Origin of the sequence: Actinoalloteichus fjordicus, assembly GCF_001941625.1 — a bacterium.
GTDB classification, from domain to species: Bacteria; Actinomycetota; Actinomycetes; order Mycobacteriales; family Pseudonocardiaceae; genus Actinoalloteichus_A; species Actinoalloteichus_A fjordicus.
This window is the reverse complement of the sequence record NZ_CP016076.1, coordinates 5,989,391-6,012,367: the sequence shown is the minus strand read 5'-3', so window position 1 is coordinate 6,012,367 and position 22,977 is coordinate 5,989,391. Positions and strand designations below refer to the sequence as shown.

Genomic DNA, 22,977 nt, shown 5'->3' with positions numbered 1-22,977 from the left:
GTGCAGCGCGCCACAGCCCCGTTCGGTGCCGCAGCACCAGCCGTGACGACCGCCGTGGGCGCCTGCACCCTGGCCGAGTCCGCACCGCCGAGCCCTCGCTCGGCCCGGCTCTCGATGCCCGACGGCCGCCCGCACGGTGTCGTCGAACCGACAACCGACAACCGGTGGCTGTGCCGTGCGGCGGCGCGAGCGGCCCGGCGTCCTGCGGTGGCTCGAACCCGATCTATGAGGGCAGAGCCGAGAAGACTCTGCTCCGACGCGGCCTGCGAGGACTCCTCGCAGGCGCCCGCACTGCTACAGGCCGGGGCTTCCACCAGTGAACGCGAGCGCGACGTTGTGTCCGCCGAACCCGAAGGCGTCGTTCACCGCCACGGTGAACGTGCCCTTGCGGGGTGCGTCCGCCACGACGTCCAGCTCCACGCCGGGGTCGAGGTTCTCCAGGTTCTGGGTGTGCGGAATCACGCCGTGGTAGAGCGAGAGCAGCGCGATGATCGACTCGACCGCGCCCGCCGCTCCGAGCAGATGACCCATCGACGACTTGGGTGCCGTCACCACCGGGTGATCACCGATCGATGACTTGATCGACACCGCCTCGGCCACATCGCCCACCGGAGTGGACGTCGCATGTGCGTTGACGTGATCGACGTCGGACGGCGACAGGTCCGCGGAGCGCAGTGCCTTCTGGATGGCCGAGGACTGGCCGCGACCGGTCGGCTCAGGGGCGGTGATGTGGTACGCGTCGGCACTGGTGCCCACGCCCGCCAGCCTGCCGTAGACGCGGGCTCCTCTGGCGGCGGCGTAGTCGGCCCGCTCGAGGACCATGATGCCCGCGCCCTCACCGAGGACGAATCCGTCCCGGTCGGCGTCGAACGGCCGAGAGGCCCGCTCCGGCTCGTCGTTCCGGGTGCTCAGCGCTCGCATCTGGGCGAATCCCGCGACCGGCAGTGAGTGGATCACTGCCTCGGCCCCGCCTGCCACGACCACGTCGACCTCGCCTGCCTTGAGCATCCGCCAGCCCCAGGCGAGCGCCTCGGCGCCGGAGGCGCAGGCCGAGACCGGCGCGTGCACTCCGCCCTGCGAACCCAGTTCCAGACCGACGGCGGCCGCCGGTCCGTTGGGCATCAACATGGGGATGGTCAGCGGCGAGACCTTCCGCAGGCCCTTCTGCTCCAGCAGGTCGTCCTGGTCGAGCAGCGTGATGGCCCCGCCGATGCCGGTGCCGACGACGACGGCGAGTCGTTCCGGGTCGACCTCGGGAGACCCGGCGTCCGCCCAGGCCTGCCGCGACGCGATGACCGCGACCTGCTCGCAGCGGTCGAGCCTGCGGGCCTGGACCCTGGGGAGCACGTCGGTCGGCTCCACCGCAAGGGGGGCGGCGATGCGAACCGGGAGGTCGTACTTCTCCGGCCATTCCGCAGGGATCTGCCGGACGCCGCTGCGTCCGGCGAGCATGGCGTCCCAGGTGGACGCGACGTCACCGCCGAGCGGTGTCGTCGCGCCGAGCCCGGTGACGACTACGTCGTTGTCGGTCACTTGTTGTCGTCGATGTACTTCACCGCATCGCCCACGGTCTTGAGGTTGGCGAGTTCGTCATCGGGGATCTTGACGCCGAACTTGTCCTCGGCCTGCACGGCGATCTCGACCATCGACAGCGAGTCGATGTCCAGGTCGTCGATGAAGGACTTGTCCTGGGTGACGTCGTCAGCGGCGACACCGGCGACCTCTTCGACGATCGCGGCCAGACCGTCGGCGATGAAGGTGGTTCCCTCGTTCGACACAGACTTTCCCTTTCCTCTGTGCTGGTATCCGGTCGGCCAGGCAGGCCTACTCGGAAGACGACAGCGTGCAGTGTGGCGCACCACGGGGGCGTGGCCTGCACGCCGGGGGCTTACCCGTCGGTATCAGACGAGCAGGTGAGGTGCGTCAAGCGCCTCATGGGCACACCACCACCTGCCCCGCGTAGGACAACCCCGCGCCGAAGCCGATCAGCAGCACCACGTCGCCGTGAGAGATCTCACCCGCGGCGCGCATGTGATCCAGCGCGATCGGGATCGAGGCGGCCGAGGTGTTGCCGGTGTGCACGATGTCCCTGGCGACCACCAGGTCCTCCCGTGCGCCCTTGGCGCGAAGCCGTTTGGCGATCGACTCGACGATGCGGAGATTGGCCTGGTGCGGTACGAGTGCGTCGATGTCCGACAGCTTCAGTCCCGCGGCCGCCACCGCATCCTCGGCGACCGGGGCGATTTTGGTGGTGGCCCAGCGGAAGACCGCCTGCCCCTCCTGGTAGATGAAACGGTTGTCCCGAAGGTGGATGGTCTGCGCCAGGTCACCCGCGCTGCCCCACGCCACCGGTCCGATTCCCGGCTCCTCGGCCGGTCCGACGACGGCGGCGCCCGCCCCGTCGGCGAAGATGATCGCGTTCGCGCGATCCGTCCAGTCGACCCAGTCGGTGAAACGCTCGGCGCCGATCACCAGCACTCGACGTGCCGATCCGCCTCGAACCAGGTCGGATGCGGTGCCCAACGCGTAGCTGAAGCCCGCACAGGCCGCGTTGAGATCGAAGGCCGCTCCCGCCTTGATGCCGATCGCGTCCGCGGTCTGCGCGGCGGCGTTGGGGATCGGGCCGGGCATCGTGCAGGTGGCGAAGATGAGGGTGTCGATCTCGGCGGCTGCTAACCCGGCGTCGGCCACGGCCTTGGAGCCCGCCTCGACGCCCATGCTCACCAAGGTCTGATCCTGATCCGACAGCCGCCTGCTCACGATGCCGACGCGTTCTCGGATCCACTCGTCAGAGGTGTCGATGGTCTTGGCGAGGTCGTCGTTCGTGACCACCCGATTGCCGAGCGCGCTGCCCAGACCGAGGATGCGCGTGTTGGCGGGTCCGGTGCGCAGGGTGATCCGAGGCCGTTCGGCGCTCATCGAGTGGTCTCCGAGGTGGTGTCGGCGTCGGCGGCGTGTTCGGTGATCACCTGGACGGCTTTGTCCAGGTCGGCGGGGGTCTTCAACGGCACGGTCTTCGTGCCTTTCATGCCCCGCTTGACGAGGCCGACGAGCGCCCCGGCAGGCGGCAGTTCGACGACGGCGGTGACGCCCTGATCGGCGAGCGTGGCCATGCAGGCGTCCCAGCGCACCGGGCGGGTGACCTGCGCGACGAGTCGCCGTAGGATCTCGGCGCCGTCGTCCTGTGCTCCGCCGTCGAAGTTCGAGAGCAGCGGGCGGACCGGGTGGGCGACCTCGACAGACTCGGCGTGCTTGCGCAGCGCCTCTTCAGCAGGGGCCATGAACCGGGTGTGGAAGGCGCCCGCGACGGCCAGCGGTCGCACCCTGGCGCCTTCCGGCGGTTCCTCGCTCAGGGCGCTCAGCGCATCGAGCGGGCCCGCCGCGACGATCTGGCCGCCGCCGTTGCGGTTCGCCGGGTCGAGCCCCAGCTCCGCCAGCCTGGCGAGCACCACGTCAGGCTCGCCGCCCAGCACGGCGGACATCCCGCTGGCCTCCAACGCGCAGGCGTCGGCCATCTCCCGGCCGCGTACCGCCGCGAGACGTACCGCGTCGATCGGCCGGAACACCCCCGCCAGCGCCGCTGCGGCGAGTTCTCCGACGGAGTGGCCCGCGATCGTCAGGTTCGTGGGCAGGTCGATCCGGCGGCACAGCTCCTCGGCTGCCAGCAGGGTCAGCGCGACGACCAGCGGCTGGGTGACCGCAGTGTCCTTGATCTCCTCCGCGTCGGCCTCGGTGCCCAGCCGGACGAGGTCGAGACCCGTGGCCTCGGACCAGTCGGCCAACTGTTCGCGGGCACCCTCGGCCTCCAGCCACGGGGTCAGCATGCCGGGCGACTGAGAACCCTGTCCTGGCGCGAGCAGTGCGATCACCCGTTCACTGAACACGTCCGCGTTGCTGGTCTGTGATGCTGTGGCTGACGAAGTCCCAGGCCCTTCGTTGTGGGGTTCCTACAAGGCGGTCACGACTCCTGCGACGTGAGACGGTCATTCCTTGTTCCCGACCACGGGTCTTCCGAGGTCGTCCGGGGTTTTCTGCCGCAGTTCGTCCCCGGCTGGGAGACCCCTGGCGCAGGCATGAGCGACGGGGACCGTCGTGCACCGGACGACGTCCGGGCGGTGCACCTCGCGGGTGCGGACGACGGCATCGCCGGTGCCTGCGGACCGCGCCGCACCGGGGCGAGCGTGTCGCGCCGGCGTTCACCCGCAATGGCGCGCGCATCACACCGGGCAGTCTCGACCGGGGCGCGGCGACATCTGCCGCCGGGCGGCGGCGATCAGCGGCTCACCACAGCCCTCGGGCGTGCGCGAGCCTGCCCACCTTGAGAGCGACCTGGAGGACCAGCGCGTCGCGGGGATCCGCCGGGTTGTACCCGGTCAGCTCCGCCACCCGGCGCAGCCGATAACGCACGGTGTTCGGATGCACGAACAGGGTCTTCGCGCAGGCCTCCAGCACGCCGCCGACCTCGAGATAGGCCTGCACCGTCTCCAGCAGCCCGCCACTGGACTCGGCCAGCGGCATCATCACCTGCTCGACGAGCTGCCGCTCGGCGCCGGGGTCGCCCGCCAGCGCCCGTTCCGGCAGCAGATCGGTGGACCGCACCGGCCGAGGAGCGGCAGGCCAGGCCACCACGGCCCGCAGCCCGGAGAGCGCGTCCTCCGCGGAGCGGTGCGCGTCGGCGAGGCTTTCCACGGTCGGGCCCGCCACGACCGGTCCGTCCCCGAAGCCCTCGGAGATCTTCAACAGGACGTCGCGCTCCTCGGCCGCGTCCACCATTCCGCCGAGCACCACGACCAGCCGTGATCCGTGCACGCCCAGCAGCACCGGCCGGGACACCCTGGCCGCACGGCTGCGCACCTCGTAGAGCACGGCGGGCGGATCGGTCGACGGCGGATTGCCGACCAGCACGGTGGCGGCGACCGGTTGATCCCAGCCCAGCGCCGAGGCCCTGGACAGGAGGGACTCCTCGGCGTCGCCCCGCACGACCCCGTCCACGATCAGTGACTCCAGCCGGGCGTCCCAGGCGCCCCTGGCCTCGGCCGCCGCCGCATACGAGGTGGCGGCGGTGAAGGCGATCTCGCGACCGAAGCGGAGGATTCCCTCGGTCAGCACCGCCCGCTCCGCGTCGTCCGCGGCGAGTTCGGGGAGCCTGCGTTCGAAGACGTCGATGGCGATGCGTACCAGCTCGACCGTCTGGCGCAGGCTCATCCACCGGGACAGGTCCTTGGGGGCGGCGCGCAGGAATCCCTCGGCCGTCACTCTCGGCGTGGACTCCGACTCGCTCAGCCAGACGATGAAGTTCGCCACGCCTGCCTGGATGATCAGCAGGATGCTGGCCCGCTGATCGGCTGGGAGTCTGCGGAACCAGGGAAGCAGGCTCTGCATCGATGCGATGCTCGCGGTGGCCAGGCCGCCGGAGGCGTACTCCAGCCTGCGCAGGGTCTGTACAGACAGTCCATTCCTGGCCTGTCCTGCTTCGATGGCCTCGCCCATGGCCGCCAGAATCGCATGGGGGCCTCGGGGCGGAGGGGGCCGGGCATGCTTCGGCCGCCGTCGTTCGGCCGTCACGGGTGCCGAGACCCGCGAACCGGAGGTCGTCCCCGGAGTCAGCCGGAGTGGGCCGCAGGCCGACCGCCGCCGTCGATCCCGTCGTGATCGTCGTCGAACCGATCCCTGCCTGGCAGGACACCGACCGCCCGGAACGTCTTTCGGCCCGCGGCACCTGCTTCGGGCACCCGAGTGGGGGCGACCGAGGCCGTGCGCCCGGCGGCGGGGTGAGCCGGTGCTCGTTCGGGGCGGCACGCACTGCCGCCGGTCGGATCGGGCGGCCGAGCCTGCCGAGTGCGAGGGTGACCCCTTGGCGACGTCGGGGCGTGGTCGTCCACCAGGACGAGCGCGGGCAGGCCGGGGCGGCTGGGGACGGCGTGTGATCGCGGCGCTCGGTGCGCGGCGGCCGTCGACCGGCCGGCCTGCGGTGGCTGCCGCAGCACTCGCTCCGACTCCGCGACCCTTTTCGGGAATCCGGGAATGGCCGCGACAGGTGCGGCTCCGGGGCTGCACCGAGTCCGCCCGATTTCGGGGTCGCATCGCCGAACAGGCGGATTCGGAGTTCCTGTGGTATTCGCTTCGCGCTCCCGATGAATTGAGAGCCCGCCGGGCTGCACCCGGGCAGGCACGCGAATGAGTTCGTGGTTCCCCCACGTGGCGCCTGCTCGGCTCGCCGCCGTGGCTGCGGCCCGCTGACCTGCGAAAGTCATGGGCGGTGGCGGCCTCGGTACGGTGGCCCGGCTGCCTCGATCGCTCGATCTATCGTGGTCCCGACGCGATTTCCCCCTTTCGTGCTGCGTGGCGATGACGGCGTCAGCGGGTCGATCAGGAAACGATCTGGAGGAGACGGAAGACACAAGTCGCTTGACGAGGAGGAAGCGGTGGGCGAGAACATTCGCAGCGGGCTCGGGGACGCCTGGTCCATGATCGCCACGTTCGTGCCCAAATTCATCGGTTTCCTTATCATCCTGCTGATCGGCTGGTTGATCGCCAAGGGAGTGTCCAAGGGGCTCGGGCTGCTGCTGCACCGCGCGGGCTTCCACCGGCTGGTGGAGAAGACCGGGCTCTCCGGGATGCTCAGCAAGTCCAAGGTCGATCTCGGCGACATCATCATCAAGATCATCTATTACTTCATCATGCTGATCACGTTGCAGATCGCGTTCAGCGTCTTCGGCTCCGGCAATGCCATCAGCCAACTCCTCCACCAGGTCATCGTCTACATCCCGCGCGTCGTGGTGGCACTGATCCTGCTGTTGATCGCGGCGGCCATCGGCCGGGTGGTGCGAGACTTGATCCGCTCCGCGCTCGCCGGGCGGTCCTACGGACATCTGCTCGGCACGCTGTCCTTCGTCTTCCTTGTCGCGCTGGGCGTCATCGCCGCGCTCAACCAGCTCGGAATCGCCGTCACCGTCACGCTGCCGGTACTGATCACGGTGCTGGCCACCATCGGCGGCATCCTGGTGGTCGGCCTGGGCGGCGGCCTCATCAAGCCTGCTCAGCAGCGGTGGGTGACCTGGCTGGACCACTTCGAGAACGAGACCGCCCGCAGCGGCGGAGCGGGCCAGCGCGCAGGCGGTGCGACCGCGGCGGGTGGCGGCGGCGCAGGCGGTGTCGGGGAGGGGCGCGACCGGCCTGCAGGCCGTCCCCGGCGCAGGCCCGGTGACGCCGACCCGTTCGACTCCGGCGGCCAGCCGACCTGATCGAGGGGGCTCCTCGCCGAGTCGGCCGACGGCCCGGCGGTGTTCTCGTCGCCGCTCCGCCCATCTCCGGGTGAGGCGGAAGTGTCTCAGCTCACATCATGTGGGCTGAGGTCGACGGAATGCCGCCGGGCCGTTCGTCGTTTGGCTGACCAGACGACGTGCGCTCCGGGGTCGGTGGAAGTCCGAACCGGCGGTGACAGTCCGCGACCCGTCCGGCTGCTGTTCGGCCGCGACGGTTGACCCGGTGGAACTCCGGGACCGACGGTGAAAGTCCGGATGGTAGGCGGCGCACGCGAGTCGGCGGAGCCGTCGTGCGCCGTCGGCTTCGCGTTCGCGACCCCCGGTGGCAGAGGGTTGCGAGGAGGACGCGAGATGAGTCTGCTGCTGGAACACCACCTGGTGCTGCTCGGCCAACAGGTGTCCTGGGCCGAGTTCATCGGACAGCTCTGTGCGCTGGCGGTGGTCTTCCTTGCGCAGCGCAGAACACTGTGGACCTGGCCGGTGCAGGTGGCCGCCACGGTGCTGCTGTTCAGCGTCTACTTCTCTGCGCAGCTCGGCGGACTCGCCACCCGGCAGGTCGTGATCCTGGCGATCTCGATCTACGGCTGGTGGGCCTGGAGCAGGCGGCGTGATCCCGTCTACGGCATCGCCGTCCGCCCGGCGACCGGCGTCGAGCGCCTGATCCTGCTGGGCCTCATGCTCGGGGGGACGACGGCCTTCGCGCTGCTGCTCGATTCGCTGAACGCGTCCTGGGCGCCATGGCCGGACGCGTGGATCTTCGTCGGGACGGCGGTGGCCTTCCTTGCGCAGAGCCGAGGCCTCGTCGAGTTCTGGCTCGTCTGGCTGGCGGTGGATGCGGTGGGCGTCCCGCTGCAGCTCGCCTCGGGGCTATGGTTCAGCGCACTGGTGTACGTGGTGTTCGCCGTGCTGGTGGTCCAGGGCTGGTTGCAGTGGGCGCGCGCCGCACGGGCCCAGCGCGCCGCCTCGGCCGACCCGGGGAACGCGGCGAAGTCACTAGCTTGACCGGGCAACGAGCTTCTTGATGTTCTTTTTTCGATGCCGGGCCGCCCCCGGCACGGAAGGGAGAACATCGTGTCCACCCTCCGAGAACCCCGAGGACGACGCGCCGCCCTCGTCAGACGCCTGGGGGCCGGGCTGCTCGCCGCAGGCCTGTTCGCCGCATCAGGAGCCACCGCCGTGGCCGAGACCCAGGCGGGCGGCGCGTCTCCGTCGTCGGCCGAGCCGCCGAGCACCGGCTTCGAACTGAGCGACGGTGCTGCCTGGACCACTGAGGACGAGGAGATCGCCTTCCTCGCCGAGGTCGCCGACCGTGGCCGAGGCATCGAGATCGAGCAGGCGGGCACCTCCGTCCAGGGCAGGCCGCTGAATCTGGTGCGCATCGGCGGCCCCCGATTAGCGCCCGCCCGCACCACCGCCCTCCTGCTGTGTTCACAGCATGGCAACGAGCCCTCGGGCCGCGAGGCGTGCCTGTCGACGATCCGTGATCTGGCCTTCACCGAGGATCGGGAGCTGCAACGGCTGCTCCGGACCACCGAGCTGCTGTTCGTGCCCACCGCGAACCCGGACGGCTTCGTCGCGAACACCCGAGGCAACGGCGAGGGCATCGACATCAACCGCGACCACATCGCGCTGACCACCCCCGAGGCGCGCACCATCGCGGAACTTCTCCGGGACCACGAACCGGATCTGGTCTACGACCTGCACGAGTACGGCGCCCGCCCGCCGGTGTACGACCGGGACTTCCTCTCGCTGTGGCCGCGCAACCTCAACACCGACGACCGGGTTCATGCGCAGTCCGAGGCGCTCTCCGAGGAGTACGTGCGTCCTGCGGTGGAGACGGCGGGCTTCACCAGTGGCATCTACGGCATTCACGTCGATCCGGAGACCGGCGAGCCCATCGAACAGGTCGCGGGCGACGGCCAGGAGCGCATCCTGCGCAACACCGCAGGGATCAAGGACGCGGTGGGCATCCTCGTCGAGACCAGGACCACCGCGCTGACCGAGGAGGAGCTGGCCGATCCGGCGGTGAACAACCGTCGTCGCGTCGACTCGCAGCTCGCGGGGCTGGCCGGCGCGTTCGACATGCTGCGCGAGCGGGGCGCGCGGATCAGCCTGACCACGGGCGCGGCGCGGGCCGCGGGCTATCTCAACCACAGACCGATCTACTTCGGCGGGGCCGACAACGAGGAGCCCGCGCCCGATGACGTCGTCACCGAGCGGATCTGCGGCTACCGGCTGACCGCCGAGCAGTTCACCGAGGTCGAGTCGACGTTGGCGACGCACGGCGTGCGGAGCTGGAGCGGTCGGGACGGTGTGTTGGTGCCGATGGCACAGCCGCTGCGTGAGCTGATCCCGTTGCTGCTCGACGAGCGGGCCGACTTCCACCTGACGGCGGGGACTCCGGCGGCTCGCTGCTGAGGCCGGACGGGCCGGACCGCCGGAATCGTCGGTCTGGCCCGACTCGCAGGCCTCGCCGTTTCGAGCCGTCTCGTGATCCTCGGCAGGCAGGCTGATGCCTCCGGCGATCGTGCTCGGGGCGATGTCGTGAGCGGGAGCAGTGTCGACCGGGCTTCCGCGCCAGCGTGGCGGGCTGGAGCTGCCGTGTTGACGGTGCCCGACAGGCCGGCGCCGGGCTTCCGCGACAACTGGCCTGCCTGCGGCGGTCTGCGTGCGGCGTGAGCGGGCTGATCTCCAGGAGCTCGCGGCGATCGGTTCCGCCGCAGGCCGACGACCGCTTTCGGATCAGCTGCTCAACCGGCCTTGTCGAGCAGGGCCGCCTGGGCGGTCAGGTCCCGTTCGACGGCCTCGTCCTCGTAGGCGAGGCGGAGGATCTCGGCGGGTTCGCTGGGACTGTCCTCGAGCTGGACCGCCTTAGCGCCTGCGCCGGCACCGATGAGATAGCAGTGTCGGAAGTAGCGGCCCGGCTCGTCCTCCTCGTCGAGGACGGCGAGCTGCGCCTCGAACAGCCCGAAGTCGCACCGATGTTCGGCGAGGACGCCCAGTGCCCACGGCGCCAGCTTCTCCTTGGCCCGTTCGAGGTTCTGGGGGTCGAGATCGACCACCACCTGGACGCCGAGGAGGCGATCCCATTCGCGAGCGCCACTGCTGCTCTTGAAGCACTCGTGAAGCACGTATCCGATCCGCATGACGACGACCTCCTGGCAGGGGAAGACTGGGCGGTGATCGTCAGAAGAGCAGCCGTGATCCAGGCGGCGGCGGTCTCGCTAGACTGCCGCCGACCACCGGATGAGGGAGAGATCGGCCACCGGTTCCGACTGGGCCGAGTTTAACCCTCACGTGCCACGTGGCACACGACCCTGAAAGGGTGAACTTGTGCTGCCTTCCGTCGCTCCCTCGGCACACTGGCCTTGATCACCCGATCGACACCGGAGGGGAAACCGACGATGAGCAGCAGGTCTCGGCAGACGATCGAACGTCGCCAGCTCGGCGCTGAACTGAACAGGCTCCGTAAGGCCGCAGGTAAGCAGCAGAAGGATGCGGCAGCCGTCCTCGAATGCGACAGCAGCGTGATCAGCAGGATGGAGGGCGGTGGTCGACCGCTGAAGCGCTTGGAGGTCGACGCCCTGCTTGATCTCTACGGCGTCCCAGCCGAAGCTCGTCCCGAGATCTACGACCTGGCTCAGGTAGCGCGGCAGCGCCAGCCGAGGCGGATGCACTCCGATGTCATGCCAGGAGCCTTCCGACGCCTCAGCGACCACGAGGCGTTCGCCAGCGAGATCTACTACTCAGAGGGCGAGATCATTCCGGGGCTGTTGCAGACTGAAGACTATGCACGGGCGTTGATCCGCGTGTCCAGGGCTGCCATTGGAGCAGATGATCCCATCGAGGTCGAGAACCTCGTCCAGTTCCGTATGGAACGTCAGGAGCTGCTCACCCGTGAAGACGCGCCTCGGTTGTGGTTCGTCATCGGTGAAGCCGCACTTCGTCGTCCTCTGGGTAGTCGGACTATCCTACTAAACCAGATTCGCCGATTGCTTCTCGTCATCGAAAATCAGCGGACCGTCACCATTCAGGTGGCGCCGCTGTCGATCGCGGACCACCCGATGTTGGGCGATTCGATGGCAATCTTCCGCTTCGGGGCGAAGGCGCCAGACACTGTCTACCAGTCTACGTTTATCGAGGGTGGGGTCTACCTCAAGGCTGACGAGGATATCGCGGCCTGTATCCACGCTTTCGATCGGTTGCGAGCGGTCGCATTGGGTCCGGATCAATCCCGAGAATTTTTGACACGTTGCGTGAAGGAGCTGGACGGTGCCAGTTGAGAGAGCGTGGTTCAAGAGCAGCCGCAGCGGCGGGAACAATGCCAACTGTGTCGAGGTGCGTTTCGCCTCGGGTGGGGTGGATGTGCGGGATTCGAAGAATGCCGCAGGTCCGAGGTTGAGTGTGTCTTCACCTGTTTGGGTGCAGTTCCTTGACGATCTCCGGGGTGGGCGGGCGACCATGGATCGCTGACGTGATCACGTGGGGGTAGGTCATTGGCTGTGCTGTTGCCGTCGTCGTGGCCGGGTGGGTGCGCATGACGTCGATGCCCGAGGTGATCGCCCGGCTTCGCGCGGCCTTGACCGGCCTGCGTCCCGAGGAGCTCCGCGAGATCCACCAGCACCTCAACGTAATCGCATCAATCACGGATGGCACGGCAGGGGCGGGCCATTGGAAGGGGCAGACTGCTGCCGATCACGCTCGTAGCGAAGGCAAGGGAATCGGCCGTAAGCCGCGTGGTTCGAAGAAACGGCCAATCCGTGAGGTTCGAAGCACGGAGGAGTTGCTGGAGATATTCAATGCTCTCTCACGGGGAGGTACTGTACTTGATCTACCCCGCTACGATGGTGTCATGGTCTTGCTGCCTGATGCGACCAAAATTGGATACCGAACGAAGTCAACAAGTTCGCCTGATCCGACTATCGACATCAGGACTGAGCAAGACGTGAAGCTGAAGATCCACGTTAATCGGGAGGGTTGGACGCCGTGATCGATAATGAGATCGTAGAGGGCGTGATGGAATCTGCGGAGGACGACTATATCGATATGACCGATATAATGCACTATATTCGAGATCAGGCCGATGGCTCGCCGGCGCGGCTGCGGATTGCGGCGACCGTTGCCGACAAACTGGTTCGGGAGGGGCGGATAGTTCCAGGAGATCTCACTCGGGAGGGGTTTTATCCTTGGCTTACCTCGCCTGATGAATCGGCTGATCGAATCACTTCAGAATCCAATCTTTGGGCCGACGAAAGGAAGGAGGTCCACTTCGGCACCATTGCCTGGTTCGACCTGCCGAGTCGAATCGCTGCGCGGGCCGCAGATCGCGATGCTGCTACGCCGAGTGAATAAGGTTAGACCGTTGAGGTGGGTGTCAATCGTGGGGGTGGATAATTGATTGATGAAGAGATCATTGCGGGTGTGTTTGAAGCAGCTGGCGACGACTACATCGACATGAGTGATCGAAAGCGCCATGGAGGCGATCGAGGATGATTATCTGGACATGACCGTCATCATGTACCATGTTCGAGATCAAGCTGGTGACTCGCCGGCGCGGCTGCGGATTGCGGCGACCGTTGCCGACAAGCTCGTGCGAGAAGGACGTATAGTTCCGGGCGATCTCACCCGAGATGGATTTCTTCCCTGGCTCAGCCTGCCTGATGAATCCGCTGATCGCATCACCTCGGAATCGAACAGCTGGGCAGATGAAAGAAGGGAGATTCACTTCGGCACCATCGCCTGGTTCGATCTGCTGAGCCGCATCGCGGCTCGCGCCGCAGATCGTGATCGCTCGGTTTCTGAAGGGGGCTGTGATGAGCAGCGGGCAGAGCCATGAATCGGCTGCCACGAGACAAGGAGGACGAAGAGTGCGACTGCTGGTGATCGGTTATCGACGGGAACACCGCCGGTCAAGACGCCAGCAGGGTCGATCAGGCGTGCCGGGGGCGGCCAGGAGACGGCTCTGGGGGGCGTATGCACTCGGCCGGTGAGATTCTCGATCGGTTGACGATGGCGGTCACTGATCTGCCCGGCGCCCGGTCGGTCGCGAACCGGGCAGCGGGTATCGAGGCGGGCGCGGAGCTTCGCGGAAGTTGGCACGGCGGGTCGGACGATCGGGCGTGGGAAGCCGTCGCCGCACTGAGCCGGGCGGCCGACGAACTGGAGTCCGCAGGTCTGCTCCTAACCCGGCTCGACGAATCGGTGCGGGCTTATTCCGCAGTTCTCTGATCGCACTCGACGCCGCCGTCAGCGGCGGAGATCCTTGACTTTCAAGCCTCGGTCGACGGGTGAGATGCAAGAGAACGTCGCAGTTCCGAAGTTGAGTGTGTTCGCACTCATCTGGATGCGGTTTCTTGACTGTCTCCGCAGCAGGCAGCCCACCATGGAGCGCCGATCGTATGATGCTCACCTGGCTCCACTGTTGATGGTTTGACCGAGTCGGATCTGCGGCTCAATATTCATGTCAACCGCGAGGGTGGAAAATTGGTTGATGACGAGGTCGTCGAAGGCGTCATGGAGGCAATTGAAGACGACTATCTGGACCTGACCGTGATCATGTACTTGGCCAGGGATCAGACTGCTGATGATCATGAGCTGCTGCGAGTTGCCGCTGTCATTGCTGAGGAGCGGGTGCGGGATGGAAAAATAGTTCCCGGAGACCTCGCAAAGAATGGATTCGTCCCATGGAAAGTCTCGTCGGCAGAGTCCGCCGGCCGCATCCTCGCTGAGGCGGATGCCTGGGCGGATGCCGGGAAGGAAGTCTATTTCGGCACCATTGCCTGGTTCGATCTGCCGGAAAGACTCGATGGAAACGACGAGTAGTGGGCTGATGAAGGGAGAATCTGTTTGGCCGCCTCGTCATGCGAGCAGGCCTGCCCGGTGCTGAGTGCACCGGGCAGACCACGCGGTCGGGCAACTCGCCCCGATCAGAAGAGGACGCCGTCCGTGACCGGCTGGAGGGTGCCGACGCGCAGGCCGGTGAGCGGGATCTGCACCGGCTCGTCCTCGGCGCCGACGATCCTCGCCTGGACCTCGCCGTCGAATTCGGGCAGCGAGGCGGTGAAGCCGGCGGCGACGTAGGTGTCCGGGTCGCCCTTATCACCGAGGTCCACCTGGACGCCCGCGAAGGCGGTGTGGTCCGGGGCCAGGGTGATCGGTGCGGGGGCGCCGGGGTGGTCGACGGAGTCGTTGGGTACCTGGTCGATCGGCTCGCCCGCCATGTTCTGGCCCGCCAGTCCGAGCGCGCCGCTGAACTCGCAGGTCTTGTCCGAGACGTTCGTCAGCGCCAGCAGATAGTCGGCGGGGCGCTCGGGCTGAGGATTGAGCTCGACCTCGACGTCCTCGGCCGTGCAGGCCGAGACGCCGCCCTCGCGGACATCGGGCTCCGTCGCCGTCGCTCCTGCGACGGTCTGCCCGCCCACCAGAAGCAGCGCGCCGCCGAGAACCCCCGCCAGGGTGGTCGTCGTCCGAGTCGTCTTCCGCATCAGAATCCCTTCGGTATGTCATGTCGTTATGTCGTTCGGCCCGGCCCTTCCGTTCTGCAGACCTGTCCACAAGACGTGCCTGTCCAGGGGGAGGTTGCCTGTGGTTCCCTGTTCAGAAGTGTTCATCGTGCAGGCGGGCCTGCATCGGGCCGGTTCATCGGCGTCGGATCGGCCGCCCGTCGCGTCGAGATGAGCAGGCTTGATCGGACCTCGTGAACAGCTTCCGGCGCGAACAGGTCGCTGCTCGATCCGCATCGGACGTAGTCCCTCGCCGTCGGCGACGGCACCGGCGCGCGTCGTGGAATTCGGCGGGGCGGGACGCCGGGCTGCTGCTCGCCGCCATTGTCTGCACCGAGACCGCCGACGGACCGCAGGACAGAACGCCGCTCGGCGTCCTCGTGGTTCGAGCTGTCCATTGCTCCCGCCGCCGCGTGACGGTCGCCGCGCCGGCAGACCGGGATGGACCCACCCGGGGATGCACGGGAGCGACCTCAACACGATCGACGCGATCTAGCCCGACGATCTTCGCCCGGCGGAGTACCGCCCGCGCCGGCAGGCTCGGCCCCGACGACGACTCCAATGCGCGGAGTAGGTTGTGCGGCGGTCCGCGATCGGCTGGAGGTGGCCCTGATGGAGGACGAGCTGCGCGATCTCGTCGAGGCCGAGGACCTCGGTGCGGTGCGCCGATGGCTCGGCGACCGCCCGCCGCACGAGGTCGCCGCCGAACTCGGCCGCCTCGACCAGCCCGCGATGGCCCTGCCCTTCCGGCTGTTGGAGAAGGACCGGGCACTGGAGGTCTTCGAGGAACTCGATCCGGTGCATCAGCAGTGTGTGTTGGACGGCCTGCGGGATCACGCCTTCCGGGAACTTGTCGAGGGGATGGACCCCGACGACCGCGCGCGGATGCTCGCCGAGGCGCCTGCCACCGTGGTCCGTCGGGTCCTGGCCGGGCTGAGTCCGGGGGAGCGGCGCACCACGGCCGCGCTGCTCGGGTATCCCGAGGGCTCGGTGGGACGGGTGATGACTCCGGAGGTCGTCTGGGTGCATCCGTGGCAGACGGTCGCGGAGGCGCTGGCGACGGTCCGGCGTCGGGGCGCTGACGCCGAGACCGTCTACACGCTTCCCGTCATCGACACCGGGCGCAGGCTCCTCGGCGTGGTGTCGCTGCGCACCCTGGTGCTCAGCGGAACCGAGGAACGTCTCGAAGATCTGGTGAACACCGAGGTCCCCTCGGTGGCCGCCACCGATGAGGCCGAGGGCGCCGCACGGCTCATGCAGGAGGCCGACCTGCTCGGCCTGCCGATCGTCGACAGTGAACAGCGGCTCGTCGGTCTGCTCACCGTCGACGACGCGATCGAGGTCATCGAGGAGGCCGACACCGAGGACGTCGAACGTCAGGCCGCGGCCAGCCCGCTCGGCAGGCCCTATCTGGCGGCGAGCGTGATCGCCCTGGCCCGGTCGCGACTGCCCTGGCTGCTGCTGCTCATCGTGGCGGCGACCATGACGGTGAACGTCCTGACGTTCTTCGAGGCCAGCCTCGCGGAGGTGACGGCATTGGCGCTGTTCATCCCGCTGATCACCGGCACGGGCGGCAACGCCGGTTCGCAGTCGGCGACGTCGATCGTGCGGGCGCTCGCCGTCGGCGACGTGCGATTCGGTGACCTGCCGAAGGTGCTCTGGCGGGAGGGGCGAGTCGGCCTGATGCTGGGCGTCGCGCTCGCGACGATCGGCGTGGTCGTCTGCACCCTGTTCGCCGGGTGGCGGCTCGGGCTGGTGGTGGCGCTGTCGCTGATCGCGGTCTGCACTTGGGCCGCCATCGTGGGCGGCGGGATGCCGTTGCTGGCGAAGAAGATCGGCGTCGACCCCGCCGTGGTCTCCGCCCCGATGGTCACCACCCTGGTCGACGCGACCGGACTGATCATCTACTTCCTCACCGCCCATCTCGTCCTCGGGCTCTGATCGCCCCCGGCGGCGGCCGGACCCGACTCGGTCGGCCGGTGCGGGACGCATCGGAGATCGTCCGCCGCCGGGCAGGCCACTCGGCCGGTCTGCGCCTGCGGCACTGCGCCGTGGTCGAGGCGGTCCCGGCGTGACCCCGCCCCCAGGCCGGGCGAAGCCCGTGTCGCGGGCGCGGCAGCGGGCTGTTCGCAGCCGAGGGAACGTCATCGGCCCGCGAACGTCCCAGTGACATGAGACGAGACCGGATCGCCTCGACGCCCGCAGCCGCCGAATCGGTCGTCGACCTCGGCAGGCATCCGTGCTTCGGAGTCCGGGCATGACCTGCGCGGCTCCGCGCCTCGGCTGGCCCACGTGGTGGCGGGCCTGCGCCTGGCTGCTCGTCGCCGCCGCAGGCAGCGCCGCGTTCGGGTGGCTGTTCGACGCGCTGGCCGTCGTCACGGGCTGCGGGGACGGGTTCGGCAACGCCGGGCTGTCCGGCAGGCTCGACGGCGCCGCGTGCCTGCTGATCGAGGACGGCATCCCGTTGTTCCGGCTGCCGTGGGCGGATCTGGCGCTGGGCGGGACGCTCGCGGCGGCGGCCTTGGTCGCGACCCTGCTCACCCTGCGTGCCGTGCAGCGGGGCGGCGGCGTGCGCGCCGCGCTGGTGCCCGTGCCCGCGCTGCTCGTCGCCGGGGCCGTCGCGGCCGTGCGCGAGTTGCAGCTGATCTCCGTAGAGCCTGTTTTTAATCCCCACTTTCGGAGTTGCGCGGGGCCAGCGCGGCTATCTGCGGCGTTGTCGTCAGTCAACATAACTCCGTTATGTCTCCTTCCTTCGCCTTGCAGCTCAGCCACGCTGATCCCCGCTCACGACTCCAGGAGGATCAAAAACAGGCTCTTAGACGTGCACCCCTGGTTCGTCCACCCCCGCCGCACTCGACAGTGATCCGGACGACGCCTATGCCTATCGCTTCCACACGGCCACTGTCGCGGAGTACACCCTGCACACTCCGGGCGGCGACCACGTCCTGGCCACGCCGCAGCCCTGGTGGATTCCGGCCCTGATCGCCGGGCTGCTCGCCGTCGCGGTGACGACGACCGCGCGCGCCGCAGCCGCGGCGCATCGAGACTGACGCCGAGGCGATGACCGTGTCGCCGGGGCGCAGCAGCCCGATCCGGCCCGTCTGGTGGTGGGCCCCCGCCGTGCTGCTCGTCCTGTTCTCGGTGCTGCTAGCGGCCGCCTGGTCCGCCCATGTGGTGCTGATGCAGCGCGACTGTGCCGCAGGCTTCGACCAGCCGGGGCTCACCGGACGGAGCCTCGACACCCGGTGTGTGCTTGCTCAGGACGGCACGACGTTCCTCGCACTGGACTGGGGTGAGATCGCGGTGGCGGCGGCCTTGGCGCTGGTCGTCGCGACGGCCACCCTGCTGCTGTTGTGGGCAGGCCCCTGGCGACGCTGGGCGGGCTGGCTCGCGCTGGTCGCCGTCGTCGTGCTGCTGCGGATCGCCGCGATCATGGGCCTGCGAAGGCGGAATCTGAACCAGCCCGATTGGCCGGAGTTCACCCTGGCCCCGGACACGCCGTCCATGGAGAGTTATGCGATCACGCCGCGCGGCGCCACGCTGGAGGTGCGTACACCCACCGGTCCGGTGGTGGTGCCGGAGCCGTCGGGTGGCTGGCTCGACCTCGCGCTGGTGGCAGGGCTGCTCGCCGTTGCCCTGACGATCGCCACCTTCTCCCTCGCGCGGCGGGCGCGGCGGGCGCGGTGACCAGGTGCCGCCTGCGAGGCGGCTGTGCTCCGCCCTCGTTGAAGAGACGGCGCTTCTCGACATCCCGGCCCGGCAGCCAGGGGCGGTGTTGCCAACGGTCGGTCCGGCCTCAGGCGCCGACCCGCGCCGTCCGACACCGAGACCCGTCCGACACCGAGACCTGACCGGCCAGGCCCACGGCACACTCCCCGACACGCCGACGGCCTCCCGCCCCGGCCGAAGCCGGGCGAGAGGCCGTCGAGGTCATGGGACCTCAGGAGACCCCGGGATCGGAGGTCTGCGGACCGGCCGCCTGCACGTCCTCGATCCGGTAGGTCCGCGCCGCCTGCTCGGCCACCGAGTGGTCGATGTCGCCGCGTCGGGCCAACGCCAGCAGCGTGCCCACCACGATCGACTCCGCGTCGACGAGGAACTTCCGCCGGGCCGCAGGCCTGGTGTCCGAGAAGCCGAAGCCGTCCGTGCCGAGGGTGAGCATGTCGGTGGGCACCCACGGCCGGATGAGGTCCGGCACCGCGCGCATCCAGTCCGACACCGCCACGACCGGGCCGCCGGTGCCCTCCAACGCACGGGTCACGTGCGGCACCTCACGCCTCGACCCCGGCCGGAGCAGGTTGTCCTGCTCGGTCCGCACCGCCTCGCGGCGCAGCTCCGCCCAGGACGTCGCCGACCAGACCGCCGCCTGCACGCCGTGGTGCTCGGCCAGCAGCTCCTGCGCCCGCAACGCCCAGGGCATCGACACCCCGGAGGCGAGGATCTGTGCCGTCGGGCCGTCGCCCGCAGGAGCCTTCGCGTACCGGTACAGCCCGCGCAGCAGCCCGTCGACGTCGAGATCATCGGGCTCGGCAGGCTGCCGGTAGGGGTCGTTGTAGACGGTGAGGTAGAACATGACGTCCTCGCCGTGCGGGAACTCCTCGGACTCCCCGTACATGCGGCGCAGACCGTCTTTGACGATGTGCGCGACCTCGAAGGACCACGCCGGGTCGTAGGAGACGACCGCGGGGTTGGTCGCCGCCAGCAGCAGTGAGTGTCCGTCGTTGTGCTGGAGGCCCTCGCCGGTGAGCGTGGTCCGGCCCGCCGTGGCGCCGAGGACGAATCCGCGCGCCATCTGGTCGGCCGCCGCCCACAGGCCGTCGCCGGTGCGCTGGAACCCGAACATCGAATAGAAGATGTAGACCGGGATCATGTGCTCGCCGTGCGTGGCGTAGGAGGTCGCCGCCGCCGTGAACGAGGCGGTTGAGCCGCCCTCGTTGATGCCCTCGTGCAGGATCTGACCCTGCTCGCTCTCCTTGTAGGCGAGCATGAGCTGGGCGTCCACCGACGTGTAGAGCTGGCCGCTGGGGTTGTAGATCTTCTGCGTCGGGAACATCGAGTCCATCCCGAACGTGCGTGCCTCGTCCGGGATGATCGGCACCAGCCTCGGCCCGATCTCGGGGTCCTTGGCCAGGTCGCGGATCAGCCGCACGAAGGCCATCGTCGTGGCGACGTCCTGCTTGCCGGAGCCGCGTTTGACGACGTCGTAGACCTTGTCACCCGGCAGCACCAGCGGCTTGGCCTTCACCCGGCGCTCCGGCACGAAACCGCCGAGCCTGCGGCGTCGATCCAGCAGGTACTGGATCTCCGGGGCGTCGTTCCCGGGGTGGTAGTACGGCGGCAGGTACGGGTCGGCCTCCAACTGCGCGTCCGTGATCGGCACCCGCGTGCTGTCTCGGAACAGCTTGAGGTCGTTGAGGGTCATCTTCTTCATCTGGTGCGTGGCGTTGCGACCGGCGAACGTCGGACCGAGGCCGTAGCCCTTGATGGTCTTGGCGAGGATCACCGTGGGCTGGCCGTGGTGCGAGGTCGCCGCCTGGTACGCGGCGTAGACCTTGCGGTAGTCGTGGCCGCCGCGCTTGAGGTTCCAGATCTGCTGGTCGGTGTACTCGGTGACCAGTTCCTTGGTACGCGGGTCGCGGCCGAAGAAGTGCTCACGCACGTAGGCGCCGTCGTTGGCCTTGTACGTCTGGTAGTCGCCGTCCGGCGTGGTGTTCATCAGGTTGATCAGCGCGCCGTCGCGGTCGCCGTGCAGCAGCGAGTCCCACTCGCGGCCCCAGACGACCTTGATGACGTTCCAGCCCGCGCCCCGGAAGTAGGACTCCAGCTCCTGGATGATCTTCCCGTTGCCTCGGACCGGCCCGTCGAGCCGCTGGAGGTTGCAGTTGATCACGAAGGTGAGGTTGTCCAGGCCCTCGTTCGCGGCGACGTGGATCAGACCGCGTGACTCCGGCTCGTCCATCTCGCCGTCGCCGAGGAACGCCCACACGTGCTGATCCGAGGTGTCCTTGATACCCCGGTTGTGCAGATAGCGGTTGAACCGTGCCTGGTAGATGGCGTTCATCGGGCCGAGGCCCATCGACACCGTCGGGAACTCCCAGAAATGCGGCATCAGCCGGGGGTGCGGGTACGAGGGCAGCCCACCGCCCGGTCCCGCGTGGGAGTACTCCTGCCGGAAGCCGTCGAGCTGCGACTCGGTGAGCCTGCCTTCCAGGAAGGCCCTGGCGTAGATGCCGGGGGAGCCGTGTCCCTGAATGAAGACCTGGTCGCCGCCGCCGGGGTGGTCCTTGCCTCGGAAGAACCAGTTGAAGCCGACCTCGTAGAGCGTCGCGGACGAGGCGTAGGTGGAGATGTGGCCGCCGACCCCGATGCCCGGCCGCTGCGCGCGGTGCACGGTCATGGCGGCGTTCCAGCGGATCCACGCCCGGTAGCGGCGTTCGGTCTCCTCGTCACCGGGGAACCAGGGCTCCACATCGGTGGGGATCGAGTTGACGTAGTCGGTGGAGGTCAGGGAGGGCAGGCCGACGCCGCTCTCCCTGGCGCGCTCGAGAAGTCGGAGCATCACGTATCGGGCGCGCTGCCTGCCGGTGGCGGACAGGATCGAGTCGAAGCTCTCCAGCCACTCGGCTGTCTCCTCCGGGTCGATGTCCGGAAGGTGCGCGGCAAGGCCGTCCCGGATCACACGCACCCGCTGCGGGGCGTTGTCGGCGGCGTTGCCGTTGTTCTGCGGGGCCAAGGGATCTCCTCGCCAACGTCGAGGTGTCGTCAAGCTGGGCTTCGCCCAACGCTGCCATCCTTCACCATCGTCGTCTCGGACCGCTGGTGCCGTCATCTGTACCGGTCAGTAACTTTTCGCAGGCACGAGTACCCTGACCGGTGGTGATTGGATCTCCTGCGGCGTGTCCACCTGCCAGCGGTTGCGCTGGGGGGTGCGATCGGTGTTCGCTAGCCGGAATCGGTCGCAGTAGATCGGACAGAGCAACTGTGTGCGAGGGCCGTTCGAGGCCCTGGCACCTCCACTGTAGGAGGAGTGAGTAAGCCGTGGTCGCCGCGGGAGACGCCGGAAAGGTCGGCGTCGCCGACAGGCTCGGGATCGAGCCGGATATGGTGGTCCAGGAGATCGGCTGGGACGAGGACGTCGATGACGAACTTCGTGCAGCGGTCCAGGAGCGTTGCGGCAGTGAGCTGCGCGACGAGGAAGTCGACGAAGTCGTGGACGTCGTCCTGCTGTGGTGGCGGGATGACGACGGTGATCTGGTGGACACGCTCGTCGACGCGATCTCTCCGCTGGCCGACAACGGCGTGATCTGGGTCTTCACGCCGAAGACCGGCAGAGACGGCTACGTCGAGCCCAGCGAGATCGCCGAGGCCGCGCCGACAGCCGGACTGTCTCGGACATCCAGCGTCAGCGTCGCGGAGGACTGGTCCGCGACGCGGCTGGTCTCGCCGAAGGCGGCCAAGTCGAAACGCTGACCCACCAGCTCCCGAACACGCTGTCCCGGCCTGCGCTGACGCGGTCGGGACGGCGCCTATCAGAGCTTCCAGCAGAAGGGTTCGCGGTAATGACACTTGAGGTCGGTACTCAGGCCCCGGACTTCACGCTCAACGACTACGACAAGCAGTCGGTGACGCTCTCGTCGTTCCAGGGGAAGAGCAACGTGCTGCTCGTCTTCTACCCCTTCGCCTTCAGCGGGACCTGCACCGGTGAGCTGTGCCAGGTTCGCGACGAGCTCGCCGACTACCAGGGTGCCGACGTGACCGTGCTCGGCGTGTCGGTCGACACGACGTTCAGCCTGAAGAAGTGGGCGGGCCAGGAGGGATACACCTTCCCGCTGCTGTCCGACTTCTGGCCGCACGGTGCCGTCGCGCAGACCTACGGCGTGTTCAACGAGGCAGCCGGGTTCGCGAATCGCGGCACCTTCCTGATCGACAAGCAGGGTGTCATCCGCTTCGCCGAGCGCAACGGGGCAGGCGAGGCGCGCGACCAGTCGGCCTGGAAGAAGGCGATCGCCGAACTGGCGGCCTGACTCGACCGTGTCGGGGAGCCGGGTAGGCTTCCCGACACGATCGGGCGCATAGCTCAGCGGGAGAGCACTCGGTTTACACCCGAGCGGTCGCAGGTTCGAATCCTGCTGCGCCCACCATGTCCGTCGACGTGCCCGCCGCGAGGTCCGGTGCAGGCGGAGCGTCATCACGGGCAGGCTGCCTCGCCC

At 68.4% G+C, this 22,977-nt stretch carries 23 protein-coding genes, 1 tRNA gene and 1 riboswitch; of the genes, 16 read left to right on the top strand and 8 right to left on the bottom strand.

The features are described 5' to 3' along the window. Positions 1–294: 294 nt before the first annotated feature. The 5 genes from UA74_RS25600 to UA74_RS25580 form a co-directional block, all read right to left on the bottom strand. Positions 295–1,533, bottom strand: coding sequence for a beta-ketoacyl-[acyl-carrier-protein] synthase family protein (locus UA74_RS25600; protein ID WP_075742515.1), 1,239 nt, complete (start codon positions 1,531–1,533; stop codon positions 295–297). Continuing rightward, a complete protein-coding gene (locus tag UA74_RS25595) occupies positions 1,530–1,778 on the bottom strand; it encodes an acyl carrier protein (protein WP_075742514.1) in 249 nt (82 codons plus the stop codon). The genes UA74_RS25600 and UA74_RS25595 overlap by 4 nt, the downstream gene beginning before the upstream one ends. A gap of 154 nt (positions 1,779–1,932) precedes the next feature. Then, entirely contained in the window at positions 1,933–2,919 is a 987-nt protein-coding gene (locus UA74_RS25590; RefSeq protein WP_075742513.1) for a beta-ketoacyl-ACP synthase III, read from the bottom strand. Further along, complete coding sequence (locus UA74_RS25585; protein WP_083683631.1) at positions 2,916–3,884, bottom strand: ACP S-malonyltransferase; 969 nt, start codon at positions 3,882–3,884, stop codon at positions 2,916–2,918. Before UA74_RS25585 ends, UA74_RS25590 begins: the two co-directional genes overlap by 4 nt. Positions 3,885–4,281: 397 nt before the next feature. Then, on the bottom strand, positions 4,282–5,490 hold the full coding sequence (locus UA74_RS25580; protein WP_075742512.1) for a PucR family transcriptional regulator: 1,209 nt from the start codon (positions 5,488–5,490) through the stop codon (positions 4,282–4,284). A 935-nt stretch (positions 5,491–6,425) separates the two neighbouring features. On the opposite strand from UA74_RS25580, the gene UA74_RS25570 reads away from it, so the two are divergent. The 3 genes from UA74_RS25570 to UA74_RS25560 all read left to right on the top strand — a co-directional run bounded on the left by UA74_RS25570 (position 6,426) and on the right by UA74_RS25560 (position 9,683). After that, the gene (locus UA74_RS25570; protein WP_075742510.1) at positions 6,426–7,244 is read left to right on the top strand and encodes a mechanosensitive ion channel family protein; all 819 of its coding nucleotides are present in this window, start codon (positions 6,426–6,428) and stop codon (positions 7,242–7,244) included. A gap of 156 nt (positions 7,245–7,400) precedes the next feature. Further along, positions 7,401–7,536, top strand: a riboswitch (FMN riboswitch). Between the two features lie 80 nt (positions 7,537–7,616). Then, the gene (pnuC, locus tag UA74_RS25565; protein ID WP_075744229.1) at positions 7,617–8,267 is read left to right on the top strand and encodes a nicotinamide riboside transporter PnuC; all 651 of its coding nucleotides are present in this window, start codon (positions 7,617–7,619) and stop codon (positions 8,265–8,267) included. Positions 8,268–8,336: 69 nt separating this feature from the next. Further along, positions 8,337–9,683 carry a M14 family metallopeptidase gene (locus tag UA74_RS25560; RefSeq protein ID WP_232237454.1) on the top strand — a complete coding sequence of 449 codons (1,347 nt, stop codon included), beginning with the start codon at positions 8,337–8,339 and terminating at the stop codon, positions 9,681–9,683. A gap of 332 nt (positions 9,684–10,015) precedes the next feature. On the opposite strand, the gene UA74_RS25555 is transcribed toward UA74_RS25560, so the two are convergent. Then, positions 10,016–10,411: a hypothetical protein gene (locus UA74_RS25555; protein WP_075742509.1), complete on the bottom strand. Its 396-nt coding sequence runs from the start codon at positions 10,409–10,411 to the stop codon at positions 10,016–10,018. Positions 10,412–10,669: 258 nt separating this feature from the next. On the opposite strand from UA74_RS25555, the gene UA74_RS25550 reads away from it, so the two are divergent. From UA74_RS25550 to UA74_RS25530, 7 genes are all read left to right on the top strand, one after another. Beyond that, positions 10,670–11,548, top strand: coding sequence for a helix-turn-helix domain-containing protein (locus UA74_RS25550; RefSeq protein ID WP_075742508.1), 879 nt, complete (start codon positions 10,670–10,672; stop codon positions 11,546–11,548). After that, a complete protein-coding gene (locus UA74_RS25545; protein WP_075742507.1) occupies positions 11,538–11,738 on the top strand; it encodes a DUF397 domain-containing protein in 201 nt (66 codons plus the stop codon). The genes UA74_RS25550 and UA74_RS25545 overlap by 11 nt, the downstream gene beginning before the upstream one ends. Positions 11,739–11,802: 64 nt before the next feature. After that, on the top strand, positions 11,803–12,255 hold the full coding sequence (locus UA74_RS32445) for a hypothetical protein (RefSeq protein WP_157434446.1): 453 nt from the start codon (positions 11,803–11,805) through the stop codon (positions 12,253–12,255). Further along, the gene (locus UA74_RS32440) at positions 12,252–12,617 is read left to right on the top strand and encodes a hypothetical protein (protein ID WP_157442330.1); all 366 of its coding nucleotides are present in this window, start codon (positions 12,252–12,254) and stop codon (positions 12,615–12,617) included. The genes UA74_RS32445 and UA74_RS32440 overlap by 4 nt, the downstream gene beginning before the upstream one ends. A gap of 106 nt (positions 12,618–12,723) precedes the next feature. Beyond that, on the top strand, positions 12,724–13,101 hold the full coding sequence (locus UA74_RS32435) for a hypothetical protein (RefSeq protein ID WP_157434444.1): 378 nt from the start codon (positions 12,724–12,726) through the stop codon (positions 13,099–13,101). Positions 13,102–13,274: 173 nt separating this feature from the next. Next, a complete protein-coding gene (locus UA74_RS25535) occupies positions 13,275–13,493 on the top strand; it encodes a hypothetical protein (RefSeq protein WP_157434443.1) in 219 nt (72 codons plus the stop codon). A gap of 201 nt (positions 13,494–13,694) precedes the next feature. Further along, positions 13,695–14,087 carry a hypothetical protein gene (locus UA74_RS25530; RefSeq protein WP_157434442.1) on the top strand — a complete coding sequence of 131 codons (393 nt, stop codon included), beginning with the start codon at positions 13,695–13,697 and terminating at the stop codon, positions 14,085–14,087. Between the two features lie 104 nt (positions 14,088–14,191). On the opposite strand, the gene UA74_RS25525 is transcribed toward UA74_RS25530, so the two are convergent. After that, positions 14,192–14,749 (bottom strand): DUF4232 domain-containing protein, encoded by a 558-nt coding sequence (locus UA74_RS25525; protein ID WP_075742503.1) that lies wholly within the window; start codon positions 14,747–14,749, stop codon positions 14,192–14,194. 630 nt (positions 14,750–15,379) lie between these two features. Between UA74_RS25525 and mgtE the strand changes: the two genes are divergently transcribed. The 3 genes from mgtE (at position 15,380) to UA74_RS25505 (ending at position 18,454) form a co-directional block, all read left to right on the top strand. Then, positions 15,380–16,708: a magnesium transporter gene (gene mgtE / locus UA74_RS25515; RefSeq protein ID WP_075744226.1), complete on the top strand. Its 1,329-nt coding sequence runs from the start codon at positions 15,380–15,382 to the stop codon at positions 16,706–16,708. 316 nt (positions 16,709–17,024) lie between these two features. Continuing rightward, a complete protein-coding gene (locus tag UA74_RS25510) occupies positions 17,025–17,630 on the top strand; it encodes a hypothetical protein (RefSeq protein WP_075742501.1) in 606 nt (201 codons plus the stop codon). A 197-nt stretch (positions 17,631–17,827) separates the two neighbouring features. Continuing rightward, positions 17,828–18,454 carry a hypothetical protein gene (locus UA74_RS25505; protein WP_075742500.1) on the top strand — a complete coding sequence of 209 codons (627 nt, stop codon included), beginning with the start codon at positions 17,828–17,830 and terminating at the stop codon, positions 18,452–18,454. A gap of 253 nt (positions 18,455–18,707) precedes the next feature. Here UA74_RS25505 and aceE read toward each other — a convergent pair whose 3' ends face one another. After that, on the bottom strand, positions 18,708–21,500 hold the full coding sequence (gene aceE / locus UA74_RS25500; RefSeq protein ID WP_075742499.1) for a pyruvate dehydrogenase (acetyl-transferring), homodimeric type: 2,793 nt from the start codon (positions 21,498–21,500) through the stop codon (positions 18,708–18,710). A gap of 305 nt (positions 21,501–21,805) precedes the next feature. On the opposite strand from aceE, the gene UA74_RS25495 reads away from it, so the two are divergent. The 3 genes from UA74_RS25495 to UA74_RS25485 all read left to right on the top strand — a co-directional run bounded on the left by UA74_RS25495 (position 21,806) and on the right by UA74_RS25485 (position 22,908). Beyond that, positions 21,806–22,237 carry a DUF3052 domain-containing protein gene (locus UA74_RS25495; protein ID WP_075742498.1) on the top strand — a complete coding sequence of 144 codons (432 nt, stop codon included), beginning with the start codon at positions 21,806–21,808 and terminating at the stop codon, positions 22,235–22,237. Positions 22,238–22,326: 89 nt separating this feature from the next. After that, the gene (locus tag UA74_RS25490) at positions 22,327–22,791 is read left to right on the top strand and encodes a peroxiredoxin (protein ID WP_075742497.1); all 465 of its coding nucleotides are present in this window, start codon (positions 22,327–22,329) and stop codon (positions 22,789–22,791) included. 42 nt (positions 22,792–22,833) lie between these two features. Beyond that, positions 22,834–22,908 (top strand) — tRNA-Val (locus UA74_RS25485). Positions 22,909–22,977: the final 69 nt, after the last annotated feature.